The 19692-nt window shown below is 71.3% G+C and carries 19 protein-coding genes and 1 pseudogene; 6 read left to right on the plus strand and 14 right to left on the minus strand.

Features of this window, described 5'->3' with window-relative positions:
* Positions 1-201: 201 nt before the first annotated feature.
* Entirely contained in the window at positions 202-786 is a 585-nt protein-coding gene (locus IEZ13_RS07635) for a DoxX family membrane protein (protein WP_183219022.1), read from the plus strand.
* Positions 787-930: 144 nt separating this feature from the next.
* Positions 931-1119: a DUF1918 domain-containing protein gene (locus IEZ13_RS07640; RefSeq protein ID WP_183219023.1), complete on the plus strand. Its 189-nt coding sequence runs from the start codon at positions 931-933 to the stop codon at positions 1117-1119.
* A gap of 26 nt (positions 1120-1145) precedes the next feature.
* Here the strand turns inward: IEZ13_RS07640 and IEZ13_RS07645 are convergent, their stop codons facing one another.
* Positions 1146-1718 (minus strand): DUF1707 SHOCT-like domain-containing protein, encoded by a 573-nt coding sequence (locus IEZ13_RS07645; protein WP_183219024.1) that lies wholly within the window; start codon positions 1716-1718, stop codon positions 1146-1148.
* A 99-nt stretch (positions 1719-1817) separates the two neighbouring features.
* Here IEZ13_RS07645 and IEZ13_RS07650 point away from each other — a divergent pair, with 99 nt between their 5' ends.
* A complete protein-coding gene (locus IEZ13_RS07650) occupies positions 1818-4304 on the plus strand; it encodes a DEAD/DEAH box helicase (RefSeq protein ID WP_183219025.1) in 2487 nt (828 codons plus the stop codon).
* Here IEZ13_RS07650 and IEZ13_RS07655 read toward each other — a convergent pair.
* Together IEZ13_RS07655 and IEZ13_RS07660 are read right to left on the minus strand one after the other, a co-directional pair.
* A complete protein-coding gene (locus IEZ13_RS07655) occupies positions 4276-6057 on the minus strand; it encodes a sensor histidine kinase (RefSeq protein ID WP_183219026.1) in 1782 nt (593 codons plus the stop codon). The two genes, IEZ13_RS07650 and IEZ13_RS07655, sit on opposite strands and share 29 nt — an antisense overlap.
* A complete protein-coding gene (locus IEZ13_RS07660; protein ID WP_183219027.1) occupies positions 6054-6758 on the minus strand; it encodes a response regulator transcription factor in 705 nt (234 codons plus the stop codon). Before IEZ13_RS07660 ends, IEZ13_RS07655 begins: the two co-directional genes overlap by 4 nt.
* Before the next feature lie 155 nt (positions 6759-6913).
* Between IEZ13_RS07660 and asnB the strand changes: the two genes are divergently transcribed.
* Complete coding sequence (gene asnB / locus IEZ13_RS07665; RefSeq protein ID WP_183219028.1) at positions 6914-8839, plus strand: asparagine synthase (glutamine-hydrolyzing); 1926 nt, start codon at positions 6914-6916, stop codon at positions 8837-8839.
* A 56-nt stretch (positions 8840-8895) separates the two neighbouring features.
* Positions 8896-9102, plus strand: a pseudogene (locus tag IEZ13_RS07670) (hypothetical protein); the annotation flags it as partial.
* A gap of 27 nt (positions 9103-9129) precedes the next feature.
* Here the strand turns inward: IEZ13_RS07670 and IEZ13_RS07675 are convergent.
* Positions 9130-10149 (minus strand): sigma-70 family RNA polymerase sigma factor, encoded by a 1020-nt coding sequence (locus IEZ13_RS07675; protein WP_183219029.1) that lies wholly within the window; start codon positions 10147-10149, stop codon positions 9130-9132.
* Between the two features lie 104 nt (positions 10150-10253).
* On the opposite strand from IEZ13_RS07675, the gene IEZ13_RS07680 reads away from it, so the two are divergent.
* Positions 10254-11045 (plus strand): alpha/beta fold hydrolase, encoded by a 792-nt coding sequence (locus tag IEZ13_RS07680; protein WP_183219030.1) that lies wholly within the window; start codon positions 10254-10256, stop codon positions 11043-11045.
* Positions 11046-11055: 10 nt separating this feature from the next.
* Here IEZ13_RS07680 and IEZ13_RS07685 read toward each other — a convergent pair whose 3' ends face one another.
* From IEZ13_RS07685 to IEZ13_RS07730, 10 genes are all read right to left on the minus strand, one after another.
* On the minus strand, positions 11056-11604 hold the full coding sequence (locus tag IEZ13_RS07685; protein WP_183219031.1) for a MerR family transcriptional regulator: 549 nt from the start codon (positions 11602-11604) through the stop codon (positions 11056-11058).
* 154 nt (positions 11605-11758) lie between these two features.
* The gene (locus IEZ13_RS07690; protein WP_183219032.1) at positions 11759-12223 is read right to left on the minus strand and encodes a bifunctional nuclease family protein; all 465 of its coding nucleotides are present in this window, start codon (positions 12221-12223) and stop codon (positions 11759-11761) included.
* Between the two features lie 99 nt (positions 12224-12322).
* On the minus strand, positions 12323-12991 hold the full coding sequence (gene ftsR / locus IEZ13_RS07695; protein ID WP_221245328.1) for a transcriptional regulator FtsR: 669 nt from the start codon (positions 12989-12991) through the stop codon (positions 12323-12325).
* A gap of 68 nt (positions 12992-13059) precedes the next feature.
* Positions 13060-13509 (minus strand): oxoglutarate dehydrogenase inhibitor Odhl, encoded by a 450-nt coding sequence (gene odhI / locus IEZ13_RS07700; protein ID WP_183219034.1) that lies wholly within the window; start codon positions 13507-13509, stop codon positions 13060-13062.
* A gap of 179 nt (positions 13510-13688) precedes the next feature.
* Positions 13689-14069: a glycine cleavage system protein GcvH gene (gcvH, locus tag IEZ13_RS07705; protein ID WP_183219035.1), complete on the minus strand. Its 381-nt coding sequence runs from the start codon at positions 14067-14069 to the stop codon at positions 13689-13691.
* Positions 14070-14084: 15 nt separating this feature from the next.
* A complete protein-coding gene (locus tag IEZ13_RS46335) occupies positions 14085-15317 on the minus strand; it encodes a DUF881 domain-containing protein (RefSeq protein WP_229794537.1) in 1233 nt (410 codons plus the stop codon).
* Positions 15318-15324: 7 nt separating this feature from the next.
* Complete coding sequence (locus IEZ13_RS07715; protein ID WP_183219036.1) at positions 15325-15657, minus strand: small basic family protein; 333 nt, start codon at positions 15655-15657, stop codon at positions 15325-15327.
* Positions 15654-16607, minus strand: a complete 954-nt coding sequence (locus tag IEZ13_RS07720) for a DUF881 domain-containing protein (protein ID WP_306421500.1) — start codon at positions 16605-16607, stop codon at positions 15654-15656. Before IEZ13_RS07720 ends, IEZ13_RS07715 begins: the two co-directional genes overlap by 4 nt.
* A 22-nt stretch (positions 16608-16629) precedes the next feature.
* Positions 16630-17232, minus strand: a complete 603-nt coding sequence (gene clsA / locus IEZ13_RS07725) for a cardiolipin synthase ClsA (RefSeq protein WP_183219038.1) — start codon at positions 17230-17232, stop codon at positions 16630-16632.
* A gap of 498 nt (positions 17233-17730) precedes the next feature.
* Positions 17731-19689, minus strand: a complete 1959-nt coding sequence (locus tag IEZ13_RS07730) for a vWA domain-containing protein (RefSeq protein ID WP_183219039.1) — start codon at positions 19687-19689, stop codon at positions 17731-17733.
* Positions 19690-19692: the final 3 nt, after the last annotated feature.

Consider the following 19692-nt stretch of genomic DNA (forward strand, 5'->3'; position numbering starts at 1 on the left):
CCCGATCGTGCTCCGTCCCCGTACGCCCCGACAGTGGGCGATGGTCCCGGATCGCCCGCCTTCCGGCCCGTCCCGGCCGGCAGGCCGAACGTCCCGAAACGGGCGGGCCATCCGCGGCCGCGGAAGGGATGTTCGGCACCGGTGGCGACATCGAGGGCGGAGGAGAGTCATAGGTGCAGACAACGTCTCAAGGAGGACCAGATGGCCACCATCGGTCGCGCCACCACAGCCCAGCTGGAACACGCCGAAGCACCCGGCTCGATGCTCACCCACGGCGCCGCGCGGGCGCTGTCGGTCCTCCGCATCGCCACCGGCTTCGTCTTCCTGTGGGCCTTTCTGGACAAGACTTTCGGGCTCGGCTACGCGACGCCGGCCGAGCGCGCCTGGATCAACGGCGGCTCGCCCACCAAGGGCTTCCTCTCCGGCGTCGAGGTCGGACCGTTCCAGGACTTCTTCCACACCATCGCCGGCGCCGCCTGGGCCGACTGGATGTTCATGCTGGGCCTGCTCGGGGTCGGGGCCGCTCTGATCCTCGGCATCGGCCTGCGGATCGCCGCCGTCTCGGCCGGCCTGATGATGGCGTTCATGTGGCTGGCCGAGTGGCCGCTCGCCCAGGAGACCGCCGCCGGCGAGGCCACCCGCTCGAGCAACCCGCTGGTCGACTACCACGTCGTCTACGGTGTCGTCGCCGTGGTGCTGGCGCTGGCCTACGCCGGGCACACCTGGGGCCTCGGCCGCTGGTGGGCGAAGCTCCCCTTCGTCCGCAAGAACCGCTGGCTCATCTGACCCACCCCGTCCCACCCCTCGGCGAGGAGCCCGGCCCCGACAGGGCCGGGCTCCTCGCGCATGTGGTGACGAATTCCGCCCAACCCGGTGCCCGCGACCCCCGGCGGGTGCATCCTGCTGGAAGGCCATCGAAGGGAGGCGACGATGATCGCGCACGTGGGTGACCGCATCGTGGTGAAGGGCAAGCACGTCGGCGACGGCAACAAGGCCGGCATCATCACCGAACTGCGGCACCAGGACGGCACACCCCCGTACGAGGTCCGCTGGGACGACGGCCACACCGGCCTGATCTTCCCGGGCCCCGAGACCCACCTGGAGGCCACCAGCCGCTGAACGCCCCCGGTCGGCCGGCCGCGTGGTCAGTCGCCGCGCAGGCGGGACCAGAAGGAGTCCTTGGCCGGACCGCGGGAGCGGATCTCGACGGAGCTGAACCAGGCGTTCACCCGGACCCGGATCTCCGGGGTGCCGGGCAGCCGGGGCACGGCCGCGAGCCGCACCTCCTCGGAGCTGAGGACGCTGGCGCCGTCGAGATCGACCTCGACGCCCTCGGGGACGGTGACCTTCAGCTCACCGAACAGGCACACGCCGTCGATCTCGATGACGTCGGCACCGGTCACGACGTCGCGCAGGTCGAGGTGGGTCGAGCCGAACAGGGTGAAACTGCCCAGCCGGCCGGACCGCAGCCGCCATCGGCCGCGCCGTTTGCGCTGGCTGAGAATGGTGACGACCTTGTCGACGGTGCGGGCCGCACCGACGACCGGCACCGGGGCGAGCCCTTCGGTGGCGCGGGACAGCTCGACGTCGGTCGCGGCCGCCCAGGCCGTGCTCACCCGTACGCTGAACTCCTCAAGGGTGATCCGCCCGTCACCGCAAGCCTGTTGCAGTTCATCGGCCACCCGTTCGCGGTCCCCGTCGGAGATCGGAAGCGTCACGCCCGCCGACTCTACAACCCGATCGCAACCGGAAACACGGAGTGGTGGCCGGTCCCCTGTACGCCGCGTTCTCCGGGGAGCTGACACACTTGACCGATCATGACGCTGACCGATCGCATCCCGGGATCCTCCGAACCTGACGCCGTCTTCGACGCCTTTCAATCGTGGGTGACGGAGCAGGGCCTGACCCTGTACCCGCACCAGGAGGAGGCGCTGATCGAGATCGCGACCGGCGCGAACGTCATCCTGAACACGCCGACCGGCTCGGGGAAGAGCCTGGTGGCGACCGGCGCGCATTTCGCGGCTCTGGCGAGCGACCGGACGACCTTCTACACGGCGCCGATCAAGGCGTTGGTGAGTGAGAAGTTCTTCGCCCTGTGCGCGACGTTCGGCGCGCAGAACGTGGGCATGCTGACCGGTGACGCGAGTGTGAACGCGGACGCCCCGATCATCGCCTGCACCGCGGAGATCCTGGCGAACCTGGCGTTGCGGGAGGGCGCGGACGCCGACGTCGGCCAGGTGGTGATGGACGAGTTCCACTTCTACGCCGAGCCGGACCGGGGCTGGGCCTGGCAGGTGCCGCTGCTGGAGCTGCCGCAGGCGCAGTTCGTCCTGATGTCGGCGACGCTCGGCGACACCGCACGGTTCGTGGCGGACCTGACCCGGCGTACCGGGCGGGAGACCGCGGTGGTGGCGAACGCGGAGCGGCCGGTTCCGCTGATCTTCGAGTACGCGATGACGCCGCTGCACGAGACGATCGAGGAGCTGCTGTCGACCAAGCAGGCGCCGGTCTACATCGTGCATTTCACCCAGGCGGCGGCGCTGGAGCGGGCGCAGTCGCTGATGAGCATCAACATGTGCACGCGGGCGGAGAAGGACGCGATCGCCGCGGCGATCGGCAACTTCCGGTTCACGGCCGGTTTCGGGCGTACGCTGTCGCGGCTGGTCCGGCACGGTATCGGCGTGCACCACGCCGGGATGCTGCCGAAATACCGCCGCCTGGTGGAGACGCTGGCCCAGGCCGGCCTGCTGAAGGTCATCTGCGGCACCGACACGCTGGGCGTCGGCATCAACGTCCCGATCCGTACGGTGCTGTTCACCGGCCTGTCGAAGTACGACGGCGTGAAGACCCGTCTGCTGAAGGCGCGCGAGTTCCACCAGATCGCGGGCCGGGCCGGGCGGGCCGGGTTCGACACCCTCGGCACGGTGATCGTGCAGGCGCCGGAGCACGTGATCGACAACGAGCGGGCGCTGGCGAAGGCCGGTGACGACCCGAAGAAGCGGCGCAAGGTGGTGCGCAAGAAGCCGCCGGAGGGGCAGATCGGCTGGGGCCGGCCCACCTTCGACCGGCTGGTGGAGGCCGAGCCGGAGCCGCTGACGTCGTCGTTCCAGGTGAGCCACGCGATGCTGCTGAACGTGATGAACCGCGGCGGTGACCCGTACCCCGCTCTGAAGCATCTTCTGACGGAGAACCACGAGGAGCGGCCGTCGCAGCGGAAGTTGATCCGGCGGACGATCGCGATCGCGCGGGCCCTGATCGCCGGGGGCGTCATCGAGCGTACCGATGAGGGGTCGTATCGGCTCGTCGAGGATCTCCAGCTGGACTTCGCGCTGAACCAGGCGCTGTCGCCGTTCGCGCTGGCCTCTCTGGAGCTGCTGGACCGGGAGGCGCCGGAGTACCCGCTGGACGTGGTGTCGGTGATCGAGTCGACGCTGGAGGACCCGCGGCAGGTGGTGTCGGCGCAGCGGCAGAAGGCGCGCGGCGAGGCGGTCAACGCCATGAAGGCCGAGGGCATCGAGTACGAGCAGCGGATGGAGCTGCTCGAGGAGGTGTCCTGGCCGATGCCGCTGCGGGAGCTCCTGGAGGCGGCGTACGAGACGTACCGGCGCGGGCATCCGTGGGTGGCCGACTACGAGCTGCGGCCCAAGTCGGTGGTCCGGGACATGTACGAGCGGGCCATGACGTTCACCGAGTACATCTCGTTCTACGGCCTGTCCCGGTCGGAGGGCCTGGTGCTGCGGTACCTGGCGGACGCGTACCGGGCGCTGCGGCAGACGGTGCCGGAGGACGCCCGTACCGAGGAGCTGACCGACCTGATCGAGTGGCTGGGCGAGCTGGTCCGGCAGGTCGACTCGAGTCTGCTGGACGAGTGGGCGCGACTGCAGAACCCGGGCGCCGAGCCCGAGGAGGTGCGGATCGACGACAAGCCGCCGGCGGTCACCCGCAACGCCCGTGCCTTCCGGGTGCTGGTGCGCAACGCCATGTTCCGGCGGGTGGAGCTGGCCGCGCTGCGCCGCTGGGATCTGCTCGGCGAGATGGACGCGGAGACCGGCTGGACGTCGGAACGCTGGCAGCAGGCGATCCAGCAGTACTTCGAGGAGTACGACGAGCTGGGCACCGGCCCGGCCGCGCGCGGTCCGGCGTTCCTGCACATCGAGCAGGGCGCGGCGGTGTGGACGGTCCGGCAGGTGTTCGAGGACCCGGAGGGCGACCACGACTGGGGCATCGACGCCACCGTCGACCTGGCCGCCTCGGACGAGGCCGGGACCGCGGCGATCACGGTGACGGCGGTGGGTCCACACTGATCCCGGTGACCGCCGGCAGCCGTACGGTGAAGGTGGTCCCCAGCCCGGGCTCGCTGCTCGCGGTGACCTCGCCGCCCTGGTCGGCGACGATCCGGCGGACGATGGTCAGGCCCAGCCCGGAGCCGCCGGTGGCGCGCTGTCGGGCCGGGTCGGCGCGCCAGAACCGGTCGAAGACGCGGGACACCTCGTCGGCGCTCATGCCGACGCCGGTGTCGCGGACGGTCAGGACCGCCTCGGGCCCGTCGCGGGTGACCCGCATCTCGACCCGGCCGCCGGCGTCGGTGTAGCGGATGGCGTTGGTGAGCAGGTTGCTGAGCACCTGGCGGGTGCGGTCCGGGTCGACGAACACCTCGAGCGAGCCGGGGACGTCGGCGACCAGTTCGACGCCGGCGTTCTGCGCCACCGCCCGGTGCGCGGTGACGGCGGCCTCGACCAGTTCGGGCAGGTCCACCGGGACCGGGTCGTAGCCGAGGGCGCCCGCCTCGGCGAGTGCCAGCATCTGGAGGTCGTCGAGGATGCGCCGCTGGAGCAGCGTCTCCTCGTGCAGGGAGGCGAACAGCTCCGGGGACGGCTCGACCACCCCGTCGGCGAGGCCCTCCAGGTAGCCGCGCAGGTTCGACAGCGGCGTACGCAGCTCGTGCGCGACGTCGGCGACCAGCCGCCGCTGGCGTTCCTCGCTGCGCTGGAGCGCCTCGGCCATGGCGTTGAACGCACCGGAGAGCCGGGCCAGTTCGTCCTGGCCGCGGGCGGGCACCCGCACGTCGAGGCGGCCGGCGGCCAGTTGCAGGGAGGCGCCGGTGAGCAGCCGCACCGGCCGGCTGACCCGGCGGGCTATCCAGGCGGTGCCGGCGGCGGCGGCCAGCAGCAGGGCGACGGCCCCGAACACCCCGGGCCGCTGCAATCCGTCCAGCTCGGTGCCCTGCCGCACGCCGAAGAAGACCCGCACCGGTACGGCGGACGAGCTCGCGGCCGCGCCGGCGAAGTTCTCGACGAGGCACTGCTCGTAGGCGCCCCCGCCCAGCCGGCAACCGGACAGCAGCGACCACGTGTCGCTGAGCCACTCCCGGTCGTCGCGGATCCGGGCGTTCCCGGTGGCCGCGCACGTCCCGGCGGTGGCGAGCCGCTGCTCACCGAGGTAGGGCGGCTGGGCACTGTCGAGGACGCCGATCGTGCCGGCGCCGCGGGCCAGGCATGCGGCGGTCTCCAGCGCGGCCCGGTATTTCGCCAGTTGGAACAGCGCCCGGACCTCGGGGGCGCTGCCGGCGGGTTCCGGGCCGAGCAGGTCGGCCGGCAGCGGCGGCAGCGGAGTTCTCCGGTAGGCCTGCGGCCCGAGCGCGGCCAGCTCCCGCTTGCTGAGCGTCACCGAGCCGAGCCGGTCGGCGGCCTGCACGATGTCGCCGGTCAGGATCGGCACCGGCTCGACGTTGGCGGGGAGGCGCTGCACCGGCCCGGACGTCCTGCCTTCGATGGTGTCGGAGTCGACGAGGACTTCGCCGTCGCGGGTCTCCACCCGGATGTGCAGGCCGGTGCCGGCGGCGAGGCGCCCGACGACCTGGTCGATGCCGGTCCACTGGCCGTGCACGACGCCGTACCGGCGGATCTCGTCGACGATCTCGGCCTGGTGCCGGTCGCGGGCCTCCTCGGCGTTCGTCACGGCGCGGGAGGTGAGGCTCAGGGTGAGCCAGGCGGTCGCCCCGATCGCGGTGCCGGCCACCACCAGCACCAGCAGGAAGATCCGCAGGCGGAAACTCACTGCTCGGCCATCCGATAGCCGCGGCCGTAGACGGTCTGCACGTACCGGGGCTCGGCGGGGTTGACCTCGATCTTGCGGCGCAGGTTGACCACGTGCGCGTCGACGGTGCGCTCGGATACCTCGTTCTCGAATCCGAACGTCTTGTCCAGGATCTGGCCGCGGGTGAAGACCCGGCCGGGTTCGCGGGCCAGCAGTTCGAGGATGCCGAACTCCTTGGCGGTCAACCGGACCGGGGCGCCGGCGACGCGGACCTCGAAGCGGGGGGTGTCCACCTCGAGCTCGCCGACGCGCAGCACCTCGGTGGCCTCGGCGCCGCGGGTGCGGCGCAGCAGCGCCCGGATGCGGGCGGTCAGCTCGCGCGGGCTGACCGGCTTGCTCAGGTAGTCGTCGGCGCCGATGTCCAGGCCGAGCAGCATGTCGTTCTCCCCGGACCGGGCGGTGACCAGCAGGATCGCCACGTCGGCGAGGGCCGGGTCCGGGTCGGCGCGCAGGATCCGGCACACGTCGAGGCCGTCCACCTCGGGCATCATCCAGTCCAGCACCAGCAGGTCCGGACGGCGGGCCCGGGCATGTTCCAGCGCCGCCCGACCGTCACCGACGGTCAGCACCTGATGACCCTCCCGCTCCAGGTAGAGGCGGATCAGCTGGGCGTGTTTCGGGTCGTCGTCGGCCACCAGGATGCGCGCTGTCACGGTTCGCATTGTGATGCAGCGGGTCCAGGCGGCCAAGAAATGCGAGAAACCGATGAAGATCGGATCCCGGATTCGTGCCGTGCGGGTTCCTGGCAGCTTCCGCACAGGTTCTTCACAGGTGGCGGCCTACCGTCGGCTCCTCGCTTCTACAAGGAGGTTCCTCGATGTGTGGCCTGAGCGCTTTCGTCAGCAGCCGGCCGGGCGCCGGGCCGCTGGACGACACGTTTCTGACGGCGTTCTCCGCCGCGCTCGCGACGATGCACCACCGCGGCCCGGACGACACGCAGGTCGTGCACGGTGAGGGGTACGTGTTCGGCTTCAACCGGCTCGCGATCATCGACCGGGAGCACTCGGTGCAGCCGCTGAGCTACGCCGGCCGGTGGACCGTGGTGTTCAACGGGGAGATCTACAACTACCGGGAGCTGCGGGCCGAGCTGATCCGGGCACACGACGCGGTGTTCGCCACCGAGGGCGACAGCGAGGTGCTGGCGGCAGCCTTCCACTACTGGGGTGAGGCGGCGCTGCCCCGCCTACGGGGGATGTTCGCGTTCGTGGCGTACGACCACCACACCGGCACCCTGCACGCGGCCCGCGACGCGTTCGGCATCAAGCCGATGTACCTGCTGGAGACCGCCGACGGCCTGCACCTGGCCAGCGAGCGCAAGGCCCTGGACCCGTTCGCGCCCCCGGCCGGCGCGGCCCTGGACACCGAGTCGCTGGCCCACTACCTGACCTTCCAGTACGTGCCGGACCCGCTGAGCCTGCACCGGCACATCCGCCGGCTGCCGCCGGGTCACCGGATCGTCTGGACGCCGGGCGGCGGGATCCGCATGCACCGCTGGTTCAAGCCGTCGCTGCGGCCGCTGCGGGTGCAGCCGGAGGCCGCGTACCAGGCGATCCAGGACGCGCTGACGGCTAGCGTCCGCAAGCATCTGCACGCCGACGTGCCGGTCGGCACGTTCCTGTCCAGTGGCGTCGACTCGTCGGCGATCGCGGCGCTGGCGTCCCGGGAGAAGCCCGACCTGCACGCGTTCACCGCCGGGTTCGCGGCCCAGGGCTACTCGGAGATCGAGATCGCCCAGGACACCGCCGACCAGCTCGGCATCCGGCTCACCCCGACGGTGGTGACCGACGAGGACGTGCTGGCCCATCTGCCGCGGATCGTGCAGCTGCTCGACGACCCGGTGGCCGACCCGTCGCTGATCCCGCTCTACTTCCTGGCCCGGACCGCGTCCCGGTTCGTGACCGTGGTGCTGTCCGGGGAGGGCTCCGACGAGCTGTTCGGCGGCTACACCATCTACCGGGAGCCGCTGTCGCTGGCCGGGGTGGGCAAGCTGCCGCCCGGGGTGAAGCGGGGCCTGCGGCACCTGGCCGACGTGCTGCCCGAGGGGGTGCGGGGCCGTTCCTTCCTGGAGCGCGGCACCACCCCGATCGAGCAGCGCTACTACGGCAACGCGCGGATCTTCACCCCGGAGGAGAAGGCGCAGCTGATGCGGTTCACCGCGCAGCCGCACACGGCGATCACCGCCCAGCTGTACGCGGAGACCGCCGACGTCGACGACGTGGCCTCGATGCAGTACGTCGACCTGCACACCTGGCTGCCCGGTGACATCCTGGCCAAGGCCGACCGGATGTCGATGGCGCACAGCCTGGAGCTGCGGGTGCCGTTCCTGGACCAGCAGGTGTACGCGGCCGCGGCCGGCCTGCCCACCGAGCTGAAACTGCCGCACGGCACCGCGACCACCAAGCACGCGCTGCGCGAGGCGATGAAGGGCATCGTGCCCGAGTCCGTCCGGGAGGCCCGCAAGCTGGGCTTCCCCACCCCGACCCGGCTGTGGCTGCGCGGCCCGATCGGCGACTGGGTGGACCACCTGCTGGCCACCTCCGGCGCGTCCGAGTACCTGGACCTGGAATACGCCCGTGGCCTGCTGGCCGAGCACCGGGCGGGCGGCGCCGACCGGTCGCGCAAGGTGTGGACGGTGGCCATGTTCTGCCTGTGGCACGCCATCGCCGTGGAGGGCACGATCAGCGTGGACGTGCCGGCCGCACCGACCGCGGTCCTGCCGCGCCGCCCCCTCGCCATGCACTGACCGACTCGCGATGCGCTGACCGATGAGTTCCGGAGCCACGGCCGGTCCTAACCGGCATGGCGGACTCCGTGATCCGGTTCCCGGTGCGAACAAGGCTGGCGCGTACGGAGATTCCCCCGCTCTGCGCGAAGCTGGCCGACTCGTTACGGGGCCGGCCCGGTGACCTCGTGATCTGCGAGGTCACCGGGCCGGGTGAGCCGGACGTGGTGCTGGTCGAGGCGCTGGCCCGGCTGCGGCTGACCGCGCGGCGGCACGGCCGGCGGCTGCGGGTGGACGGCGCCGGGCCGCCGTTACGGTCGCTGGTCGCCCTGCTGGGCCTCGACGACCTGCTCGTCCAGGTGGGCGGGGAGCCCGAACAGCGGGAACAGCCGGGCCGTGTCGAGGAAGTTGTTGACCCCGCTGATCCGCCCGTCTGAGATCTCCAGGACGATCAGCGCCCACGGGTCGTGGCCGGAGCCGCTCTCGCTCGGCCGGTACTGGCCGAACGCGGGCAGGCCGCTGGCCACCACCGGAACCAGGCGCGACCCGCGGCAGCCGCAGCCGGTGCCGCTCATCCACGCGGTGATGTCCTCGTGGCCGCGCAGCCACAGCGCCAGCGGCGGCATCGACAGGGTGGCGTCCTCGTGCAACAACGAGGTGAGAGCGCTCAGGTCGTACGCCTCGAAGGCCTTCACATAGCGCGCGAGAAGCGCCCGCTGGACCTCGTCGAGGGGCTGGAAGGTGTCGCCCGCCGAAGGCGTGGCGGCGGAGATCGTGGCCCGGGCCCGCTGGAGCGCGCTGTTGACACTCGCGACCGTCATCTCCAGCAGGTCGGCGACCTCCTGCGCCGACCAGGCCAACACCTCCCGCAGCAGGAGCACGGCCCGCTGCCGGGGCGGCAGGTGCTGTAACGCGGCGACGAACGCCAGCCGGATCGACTCGCGGTCGGCGATCAGCCGGGCCGGGTCGGAGCCCTCCGGCAGGATCCGCTCGTCGGGGACCGGGCCCACCCAGATCTTCTCCGGATGGATGTCACCCGGATGAGTGGCATGCCCGGAGCCGGCCGGCCCGAGATCCATCGGCCGGACCCGCCGCTGGGCGCTGTCGACCATGGTGAGGCACACGTTGGTGGCGATCCGGTACACCCAGGACCGCAACGACGACCGACCCTCGAAGGTGTCCCGGGCACGCCAGGCCCGGATCATCGTCTCCTGCACGGCGTCCTCGGCCTCGAAGGCCGAACCCAGCATCCGGTAGCAGTAGCCGACGAGCTCGGGCCGGAATCGCTCCAGCTGCTTCTCGATCGGGACATCGGTGACGAGTTCGCTCACGGCCCGAACCTATCGCGGATATCTTCGCCCGGCAGCGATGAGTTTCCGGGACCGGCCCGGTCTACCCGATGTCAGCAATTCACGGAAAGACATGAGGAGCCGTCATGAGCTACGCGGACGTCAACGGGATCAACCTCTACTACGAGATCCAGGGCGAGGGGCGCCCGCTGGTCCTGCTGCACGGCGGGCTCGGATCGGGCGAGATGTTCGCGCCGATCCTGCCCGCGTTCACCGCGAACCGGCGGGTCATCCTGCCGGACCTGCAAGGGCACGGGCGGACCGCCGACGTGGACCGGCCGCTCGACATCCGCACCATGGCCGACGACATCGCCGCCCTCATCGACCACCTGGGCCTGGAGAAGCCGGACGTGGTCGGCTACTCCCTCGGCGGCGGCGTCGGCCTGCACCTGGCCCTCGCCCACCCGCAGAAGGTCGGCAAGCTGGTGTCCGCCTCGGCCGGAATCCGCCGCAACGCCACCCACGCGGACATCCTCGCCCAGCAGGGCCAGGTCACCGGCGCGGCCGCCGAGTTCATGAAGGAAACCCCGATGTACGAGTCCTACCAGCGGCTCGCCCCGCGCCCGGAGGACTTCCCCCGCCTGCTCGACAAGATCGGCGCCGCGATGGCCGTGGACTTCGACCTCACCGACGAGGTCCGCGGGCTGTCCGTGCCGACCCTGATCGTCGGCTCGGACGCCGACATCGTGCCGGCCGCCCACTTCGTCGAGATCTTCAACCTGCTCGACGGCGGCCTGCGCGACGGCGGCTGGATGGGCGAGGGCCGCCCCAAGGGTGGGCACGCCCTGGCCATCCTGCCCGGCACCACCCACTACAGCCTGTTCATGTCCCCGCTGTTCCCGGCGGTCGCGATGGCCTTCCTCGACCAGGAGGGCTGAAACTGGCGCTCTATCCGGCTCGGCGGCGCGCCCGGCGCGCCGCCAGCTCGTCACCCTCGGACGGCTGGAACGACGCCGTGATCGGCTGCGGCTGCGCGGCCGGCTCGCCCGGCAGGTGCGACAGCGAACCCTGGATCTCCTTGAACGCGCCGCCGATCGCTATCCCGAACACGCCCTGGCCGCCCTGCAACAGGTCGACGACCTCCTCCGGGGAACGGCACTCGTAAACCGTCGTCCCGTCCGAGATCAGCGTGATCTCGGCGAGGTCGGCCACCCCGCGCGAGCGCAGCGCCTCGATCGCCCGGCGGATGTTCTGCAACGAGACGCCGGCGTCCAGCAGGCGCTTGACGACCTTCAGCACCACCAGGTCACGGAACGAGTAGAGGCGCTGGGTGCCGGAGCCCGAGGCGTCCCGCACACTCGGCACGACCAGCGTGGTCCTGGCCCAGTAGTCGAGCTGGCGATAGCTGATCCCGACGGCCTGACAGGCGGTGACCCCGCGGTAGCCGACCTCTCCGTCCTCGCCGACTAGTGGGCCCTCAAGAGGTTGCTCGTGCACCCGATGCCTCCCCGCTGCCCATGATCAAAATCTAGGCGGTATGCCGGTTCACCTGGACTTCACGAGCGTATATCTCAATCAACGCCGAAACATGGAGGTAACCGCTCGACACGCCGCGGACGGACTACGGCGAGTGTCGATACTCAGCCTTTGTTCAGCCCGCGAAATCTTCGGGACGGACCTGGTCGAGGAACTCGCGGAACTTCTCCACCTCGTCCTCCTGCTCGTCCGGGATCACGATACCGGCCTCGGTGAGCACCTGCTCCGCACAACGGATCGGCGCGCCGACCCGCAGCGCCAGCGCGATCGAGTCGCTGGGCCGCGCCGACACCCGAAGATCGTCGCCGATCAGCAGGTCGGCGTAGAAGACGTTGTCCTTCAGCTCGGTGATCTCGACCGCCTTCAGCGGAGCCTTCACCGCCGCCAGGATGTCGCGCAGCAGATCATGCGTCAGCGGGCGGGCCGGCTTCACACCCTGCTGTTCGTAGGCGATCGCGGTGGCCTCCACCGCCCCGATCCAGATCGGCAGGTAACGGTCGCCGTCGACCTCCCGCAGCAACACGATCGGCTGGTTGCTGGGCAGCTCCACCCGGACCCCGACCACGCTCAGCTCGCGCACCGCCGCCTCCGTGTCGTCATCGTCTCGGCTGCACCGCAGCCGCCCCTAACCTGCACGGTACACGCACACCGCGGGTGTCCGATCCGCGCGGCATCGGGTTCAGCGCCCCAACTCACCCCGTAGGCCCGAGCGGACCAGGGCCGCGTGCAAGCGCTGCGAAAGAGCCTGCAGCTCACGCGCGGTCTCCACGGCACGCGCCCGGGCGGCCGGGTCCTGCTGCCGGGCCAGCGGCGCCAGCAACTGTGTGAACAGGCCCACCTCACGGTCCGCGGCGTTACGGAAGGCCCGCAGGTGGCGCACCTCCAGGCCGTACCGGGTGAGACCCACGACGGCCTCCACGATGATCACCTGGTCGGCGTCGTACCAGCCCGGGGGACGGGCCGACACCAGCCCGATCTGCTCCAGCTCGGCCAGCAGCACCTCGTCGACCCCGGTGCGTTCCAGCAGGTCCGCCTTCGGGATGCGGGTGTCCGCCGGATCCGTGGCCCGCTGCGCCCCCACCGCCACCAGCGTGGGCCGCTGCGGAACCACCGGCTCCTTCTCCATCCGGTCCAGCTGCTCGCGGATCACCCGCAAGGGGAGGTACTGATCCCGCTGAGCGGTCAGCACGAAACGCAGCCGGGCCACATCGTTCCACGAATACTTGCGGTACCCGGAGGCGGTGCGTTGCGGGTCGACCAGACCCTCCGCCTCCAGGAACCGCAACTTCGAGATCGTGGTGTCGGGGAACTCGGTACGCAGGTGGGCCAGCACCTCCCCGATGCTCATCAGCGCACCCTCCCGCCCGTCCTGAGGGCGCGAAGCCCCCGGATCACGCGCGGCCGCCCCCGACGACGTCACGCCCGGCCCTCGCCCTCCGGCCGCGGACCGGCGATGAACACCAGACGGAACTTGCCGATCTGGACCTCGTCGCCATTGCTGAGCGTCGCGGCTTCAACCCTTTCCCGGTTCACATACGTACCGTTGAGCGAGCCGACGTCGCGGACGGTGAACGTGCCGCCGTCCCGGTGGAACTCGGCGTGGCGGCGCGACACCGTCACGTCGTCGAGGAAGATGTCACTGTCCGGGTGCCGGCCGCTGGTCGTCACGTCGTGGTCGAGGAGGAAGCGGGCGCCTGCGTTGGGGCCACGGCGGACCACCAGCAGAGCCATCCCCGGCGGGAGCGAGCCGGACATGCGGCTCGGCACCACGTCGGTCTCAGGTCCCTCCAGCACCTCGTCAAGGGCGCCAAGGTTCAGCGTGGACGTGACGTCGAGCGGGGGGAACTCGTCGTCTGGGCGCGTCATCGGACCACCTCACGGATCAGTTGGTCGTCGCCTCCCGGCGGGACACGCGGCGTTGCGGCCCCCGCCGAGCCATTTCGGCCCGACGCACGACTATCGGTTTCAAAGGAATAACAGTTCTTCGTGTGCTTCGCGAGCCTAGTCAGCGCCAATATCGCTGAGCAACCGGACGCGCGGAGACCTCAGCTCTCGGTGAGGGCCCTGTACGCCGCCGCGTCCAGCAGCGCCGCGACCGACGCCGGATCGTCCGGCGTGATCTCCACCAGCCAGCCGGCCGCGTACGGCTCGCCGTTGATGATCTCCGGCTCATCGGCCAGCGTCGCGTTCCGCGCCACGACCGTGCCCGATATCGGCGCGTAGATCTCCGAGACGCTCTTGGTCGACTCGATCTCGCCGAGCGAGTCACCCGCCTGCACCACCGTGCCCTCGTCGGGCAGCTGCACAAAGACGATGTCGCCCAGGGCGTCCTGCGCGAAGTGGGTGATGCCCACCCGCACGGGCCCGCTGCCGTCACCGGCGACCCACTCGTGCTCCGCGGTATACCGCAGATCCTCAGGAATCAACGCTTCCTCCGTAAATCACGAAACAGGACGCGCGTATCGCAAAGCTGCCGCCTTACGCACCGCGGTCACCTCGACCAGCGAACGCGAGTCCATGGTCACGCTACCGCCGTCGTTCTGCACCGACGCCACCACCCCGCCCGGGATCTGCAGCGCAGTGCTCATCGTGCTCGGCGGACCGATCACCAGCAGACGGAACGGACCCGTCAACTGTTCACCGTCAGCGATGATCCCGCCACCCGACGCATCCACGAAGAAGCTCGACGCCACCACCCGCACCGAGGTGCCGTTCGCCCCATTGAGCTGCATCACCTCACCGCCCGCGCCACGCAGCTCCTGCACCGCGTTCAGCACGTCGGACGCCCGCACGTTGCTCAGCGTGATGTCCAGCCCCGGACCGCTGCCCGCCACCGTCCCGGCGAGCAGCCCCAGCTGCTGACTGCGCTTCTCCGCCTCGACCTGCGCCGCCTCACGGCCCGCCACACCCGAGCTGAGCTGCTGCTTACTGGTCTCCAGCTCCTGGATCTCGGTCAGCAGGCGACTGTCCTGCGCCTCCAGGTCACTCAGGATCCGGACCAGGTCCTCCTGCCGCATCCCGGCCAGCCCGTCGTCGGCGTCGTTGCTGCGCAACTGCACCACCAGCGTGAACCCGAACAGCGCCAACAACACCCAGATCAGCGCCCCGGCCGGCGCCGGCCAGCGCCGCCCCAGGCGACCAAGATCACTTTCTCCGGGCTCCGTCCGATCGGGTGACGTGGCGGATATCTCCGCCTCACCGTCCTCCCGGTCACCCGACCGGGGCACCCCCGCGGCCTGCGCGTCACCCTCGCCCAGCGGGGCGGCCTCCGCCGCTTCGGTCCCCTCAAAACCATGCGGGGGTACGTCGGGAGCGCTCCGCCGAGCCAGAGAGACCGTCGGCTCCTCATCACCGATCGGCTCGGCGCCCTCGGCCGTGGGCTCGTCGCCCGGCCCGGTCGGCGCCGTCGCCTTGAACTCGTCGCCCGGCCCGGTTGACTCCGTCGCCGTGAACTCGTCGCCCGGCCCGGTCGGCGCCGTCGTGGGCCTGCCGCCCGGCGCCGTCGTCAGCTCGTCGCCCGGCCCGGTCGGCGCCGTCGTGGGCCTGCCGCCCGGCACCGTCGGCGCGTTGTCGTCCGCCGGGGCCGGCGTGGTGGCCGGATCCCCCTCCGCGACGGGCACGGCGGAAGCGGCCGCGGTCTGCGCCCGCGACCCGGTCTCATCAGGCTCGATCATCGAATTCCTATGCCCGGAACAGGTGACGTCGGATCGCCGCGACATTACCGAAGATCCGCACGCCGAGCACGACCACGACACCCGTCGACAACTGACCACCCACACCGAGCTGGTCACCGACGTACACGATCAGCGCGGACACCAGCACGTTGGAGATGAACGAGACCACGAACTGCTTGTCGTCGAAAATCCCGTCCAGCTTGGCCCGCACCCCGCCGAACACCGCGTCCAGCGCCGCCACCACCGCGATCGGCAGGTACGGCACCAGCTCCAGCGGCACCGACGGTTCGTACAGGATGCCCAGGAGAACACCGGCGAGCAGAGCGAGTACGGCGATCATCGGCCGCCTTCCGTGGACGAACCCGGCACCGGCGACCCCGGCCCGGACGACGAAGCGGAGCCTGACGGCGCGGGCACGATGCTGGGCGCGGCCGAACGGAGCTGGAACTCGGTAGCCGCCTCCAGGGTCACGTCCTTCGCCTCGGCGGCCTTGAACGAGATCCCGTACCGCCCGGACAGCGTCTCGAAGAACTGCCCGGCATAGCCCGCCCGGAAGTCGTCGGCGAGATCCTCCGGCCCGATCGCCACCACCTCGTACGGTGACGCCACCGGCCGGATGTCGACCAGGATCGCCTCACCGGCCTGCCGGATCCGTGACGTCGCGGTCAGCCGCTGCCCGTTGATCATGATGGCCTCGGCGCCCGCCTCCCACAGCGCGTTCGCCGCCAGCTGCAGATCGGTGTCCTTGACCTGGCCCTCGGTACGCCGTTCCCCGGTCACCGCGTCCACCGACGTCGGCCCGTCCACCAGCGTGATCTTCGCACCCGAGCCGCGGACCCGCGACATGCCGGTGACCGCCTCCAGATCACGCAACTCGGCCAGCGCCGCCCCGCCCAGAGCCCGGTCCCGCAGCGCGGCAACCTCGTCACCGAGCCGGTCGGCCTGCTCCCGCAGGCGATCGGTCTCCTCCCGGCGCTTCTGCACCTGGGTGATCAGCGACTCCCGCGCCACGGTCCGGGCCGGCTCTTCGGCGACCGTCTGCCGATAGGCCACCACCAGCAGGAACCCGATCACCACGAGAGTCAGCGCCGAGGACCCGCCGGCCAGCGACCGCCGCCAGCCGCGCCGCCGGCCCTCGGTGGCCCGCCGTGCGGCGGCGTCCTGGTACCCCGGATCGAGCGGGTTCTGGAACAGCGCCGTGAGAAAGTCCGGTCCGTAGGTCCGCTTCCCCGCCGACGCCCCGTCCGGGTCCGGCCCACCGGCCGGGAGATACGAGGGCGGCAGGCTCACGACACGCCCCCGGCGCCGCACCTCACGACGCCTCCCCGGCATCGGCCCGCAGCAGGCGCACGGCCTGGATCAGATAGAGCACGGCCGCGCACCAGTAGAGCCCCAGCGCCCACCAGGCCAGCCCCCAGCCGACCGGGATCGCCCACCAGGCCAGCCCCGGCGCCGCCGTGCCCAGCAGAATGATCGGAAACGCCGCGAGCAGCAGGAACGTCCCGGTCTTGCCGACGTAGTGCACCGGCGGCGGCCCGAACCCGTGCCGCCGCAGGATGACCAGCGCCACCCCGAGCACGGCCTCACGCGCCAGGAGCGCGGCGGTGAACCACAGCGGCACCACCTCACGCACGGTGAACCCGATCAGCGTGGCCAGGATGTACAGCCGGTCCGCGAACGGGTCCAGCAGCTCACCGAGGCGGCTCACCGAGTTCATCCGGCGGGCGACGTATCCGTCCACCCAGTCGGTGGATCCGCCGATCGCGAGCACGACCACCGCCGCCACGTCCTGCTCGGCCACGAGCAGCAGATAGAGGAAGAGCGGCACCCCGAGCAGCCGGATGAAGCTGATCACATTGGGCAGCGTCCAGATGCGATTGGAGGTCTCGATGGACGGCGCAGGCCGCTGCGACATCGCGACTTCCTCTCCCCCTCGGCCGAGGCCCCCGCCCTGGCTCGTGCGCAAGCCCCGAACGCACGAACGGGCCGCTCGCCGAGCAACTATAACCAGCCGCGTTCCCCAACCCGGCACGCAGTCACGCTGGCCACACCCACCAACACATCCTAGGAGGCTAGCTCATTCCCCCCGCGACCCAGAACGACCACCCACCACCCCTCCGCGATCTAGGACGACCACCCACCGCCGCAGGTGGCGAACCGCCCAAGATCGCGGAGGGAGGGGTCCGGCGCGCGGGCGCGCGGGAGCGCGCTCCACCGCCACCCTTCCGTGACAGATCTTGGACGAGCACCCACCGCCGCAGGTGGCGAAACGTCCAAGATCTCGGAAGGAAGGAGTCCGGCGAGCCGCGAAGCGGCGCGGGAAGGCGAGAGGGCCCGGGAGGGTGGGAAGACGAGAGGGCGGAAGGGCGCGGGAGGGCGAAAGGAGCCGGGAAGGCGAAAAGACCCGGGAGGGTCAGTGGGAGTGGCGGCCCCGCCGGGCGCGGACGTAGTCGTCGATCACGTAGCGGCCCAGGTCGGCGGCGTCCGGGCTGAAGACGCGGCCGCCGTTGCGCTGGGCGATCGCGCCGACGAAACGGCGCAGGCCGTCGTCCTCGCCGAGCATGAAGACGTTCAGGGTGGCGCCGTACCGGGTCAGCTGGTCGACCTCGCGGACGGTGGCCTGGACGGTCTCCGCCAGCGGCGGCCACCAGAACACCGCCTCGCCGTCCTCCTCCAGGTGGGCGGTGGGCTCGCCGTCGGTGACCACCAGGACGACCGGCTCGGCGCCGGGGTGGCGGCGCAAATGCCGGCCGGCGATCTTGAGGGCGTGCTGGAGGTTGGTGCCCTTCTCGATGGTGGGCTCGATGGCGGCCAGCTCCCCCTGGGAGAGCGTCTGCGCATACCGCCCGAAGCCGACGATCTGGAGCGCGTCCTGCGGGAACCGGGTGGCGACCAGATGGGACAGGGCCAGGGCGGTCTGCTTCATCGGGCCCCAGCGGCCGTCGGCGTACATCGAATAGGAAAGGTCGACGCAGAGGGCGACCGCCGCGGAGGCCCGGCGCTCGGTCTCGGCGATCTCGAAATCTTCGGGCTCCAGGCGGACCGGAAGGGTCGCCGCGGAGGCCGAGGCGGCCCGGCGGCGGACCGCGTTGCCGATGGTCCGCACCACGTCGAGGGGTTGATCGTCGCCGAACTCCCAGCGGCGCGAGGAGCCGATCAGGTCACCGGCGGCGCCGGCGTCGCGCATGTCGTGCTCGCCGCGCCGGCCGGCGATGTCGGAGAAGATCGCCGAGAGGGCGGTCTGGCCGAGGCGGCGCAGCGCCTTCGGGGAGAGGGTGAGGCCGTCCGCGTCGCGCTGGACCCAGCCCTGGCGGCGCAGCTCGCGCTCCAGCTCGCGCAGCCGCCGCAGGTCGTCGGCGGCGCCGCGGCCGAGCTGGCGTTCGACCGCCTCGACGTCGACGTCGTCCAGCGTGGCGCCGGGATGGTCCTGGCCGAGCTGCTCGATCAGCTCGTCCAGGTCGGCGATCTCGCCGAGCGCCGAGGCCGCGTCGCCGTATCCGAGGTCGCCGGGGCCGCGCATCCGCTCGCCGCGGCCCCAGTTCAGGTTCGGCCGCAGCGTGCGCAGGTTGTCGGTGAGCTGGGCGAGCTGCCCGCGCAGCGGTCCGTCGCCGAGAGCCTGCCGCATCAGCTGCTCCAGCTCCTCGCGCTGTTGCGGGCTGAGGGAGCGCATCAGGCGTTCCGCGGCGGCGGCCTGCCGGGCCAGCGAGTCGATCAGCTCGTCGACATCGCGTGGGTTGTCCGGGAAGAACCGGCCGTGCCGCTCCATGAAGTCGCGGAACGCGTCGGTGGTGTCCTCGCCGCGGGCGTGCCGACCGAGCAGGTCGTTGAGGTCGTCGAGCATGGCCGAGACGTCCGACAGGTCGCCCTCCTGGAGGGCCTGCTTCATGCCGGCGAAGCGCTGGGCGACGACCTCCTGCCGCAGTCCGGCGAGGATCTGCTGGTAGATCTGCCGGGCGTCGTCGGACGTCCAGTCGTAGCCGGACAGCTCGGAGACGGCCTGTGACACCGATGCCGGCAGGCTGTCCAGCATCGCCTCGTTGAAGCGGGCGTCGTCGTCCTGACGGGCGGCGAGCGCGTCCCGTTCGGCGGCGAGGGCCTGGTCCAGCATCTGCCGGGCCCGGGTGACGGCGCCGTCGAGGTTGCCGCGGCGCAGCGCCTCCCGCCGCAGCCGGCGGGCCCGGTCCATCAGCGAGTCGAGCCCACGGCCGTCGCGGGGCCCGCGCCGGATCAGGTCACGCAGCGCGTCCCGCAGGCTGTCGCCGCGCAGGACCCGCTCCCCCATGGCGTCGACCGCGGCCCGTACGTCGTACGGCGGCGCGAGTGGATCGGGCCCGTCCCGCCAGGCCCCGTAGCGGAAGACATTGCCGGGCACGGA

The sequence above is a fragment of the Actinoplanes campanulatus genome, from assembly GCF_014647795.1.
In the GTDB taxonomy this organism is placed as follows: domain Bacteria; phylum Actinomycetota; class Actinomycetes; order Mycobacteriales; family Micromonosporaceae; genus Actinoplanes; species Actinoplanes campanulatus.

Coding starts and splice junctions, on each gene's coding strand:
- IEZ13_RS07635 (WP_183219022.1), top strand. CDS start 202: ATGGCCACCATCGGTCGCGCCACCACAGCCCAGCTGGAACACGCCGAA.
- IEZ13_RS07640 (WP_183219023.1), top strand. CDS start 931: ATGATCGCGCACGTGGGTGACCGCATCGTGGTGAAGGGCAAGCACGTC.
- IEZ13_RS07650 (WP_183219025.1), top strand. CDS start 1,818: ATGACGCTGACCGATCGCATCCCGGGATCCTCCGAACCTGACGCCGTC.
- IEZ13_RS07660 (WP_183219027.1), bottom strand. CDS start 6,758: ATGCGAACCGTGACAGCGCGCATCCTGGTGGCCGACGACGACCCGAAA.
- asnB (WP_183219028.1), top strand. CDS start 6,914: ATGTGTGGCCTGAGCGCTTTCGTCAGCAGCCGGCCGGGCGCCGGGCCG.
- IEZ13_RS07680 (WP_183219030.1), top strand. CDS start 10,254: ATGAGCTACGCGGACGTCAACGGGATCAACCTCTACTACGAGATCCAG.
- ftsR (WP_221245328.1), bottom strand. CDS start 12,991: ATGAGCATCGGGGAGGTGCTGGCCCACCTGCGTACCGAGTTCCCCGAC.
- odhI (WP_183219034.1), bottom strand. CDS start 13,509: ATGACGCGCCCAGACGACGAGTTCCCCCCGCTCGACGTCACGTCCACG.
- IEZ13_RS46335 (WP_229794537.1), bottom strand. CDS start 15,317: ATGATCGAGCCTGATGAGACCGGGTCGCGGGCGCAGACCGCGGCCGCT.
- IEZ13_RS07715 (WP_183219036.1), bottom strand. CDS start 15,657: ATGATCGCCGTACTCGCTCTGCTCGCCGGTGTTCTCCTGGGCATCCTG.
- clsA (WP_183219038.1), bottom strand. CDS start 17,232: ATGTCGCAGCGGCCTGCGCCGTCCATCGAGACCTCCAATCGCATCTGG.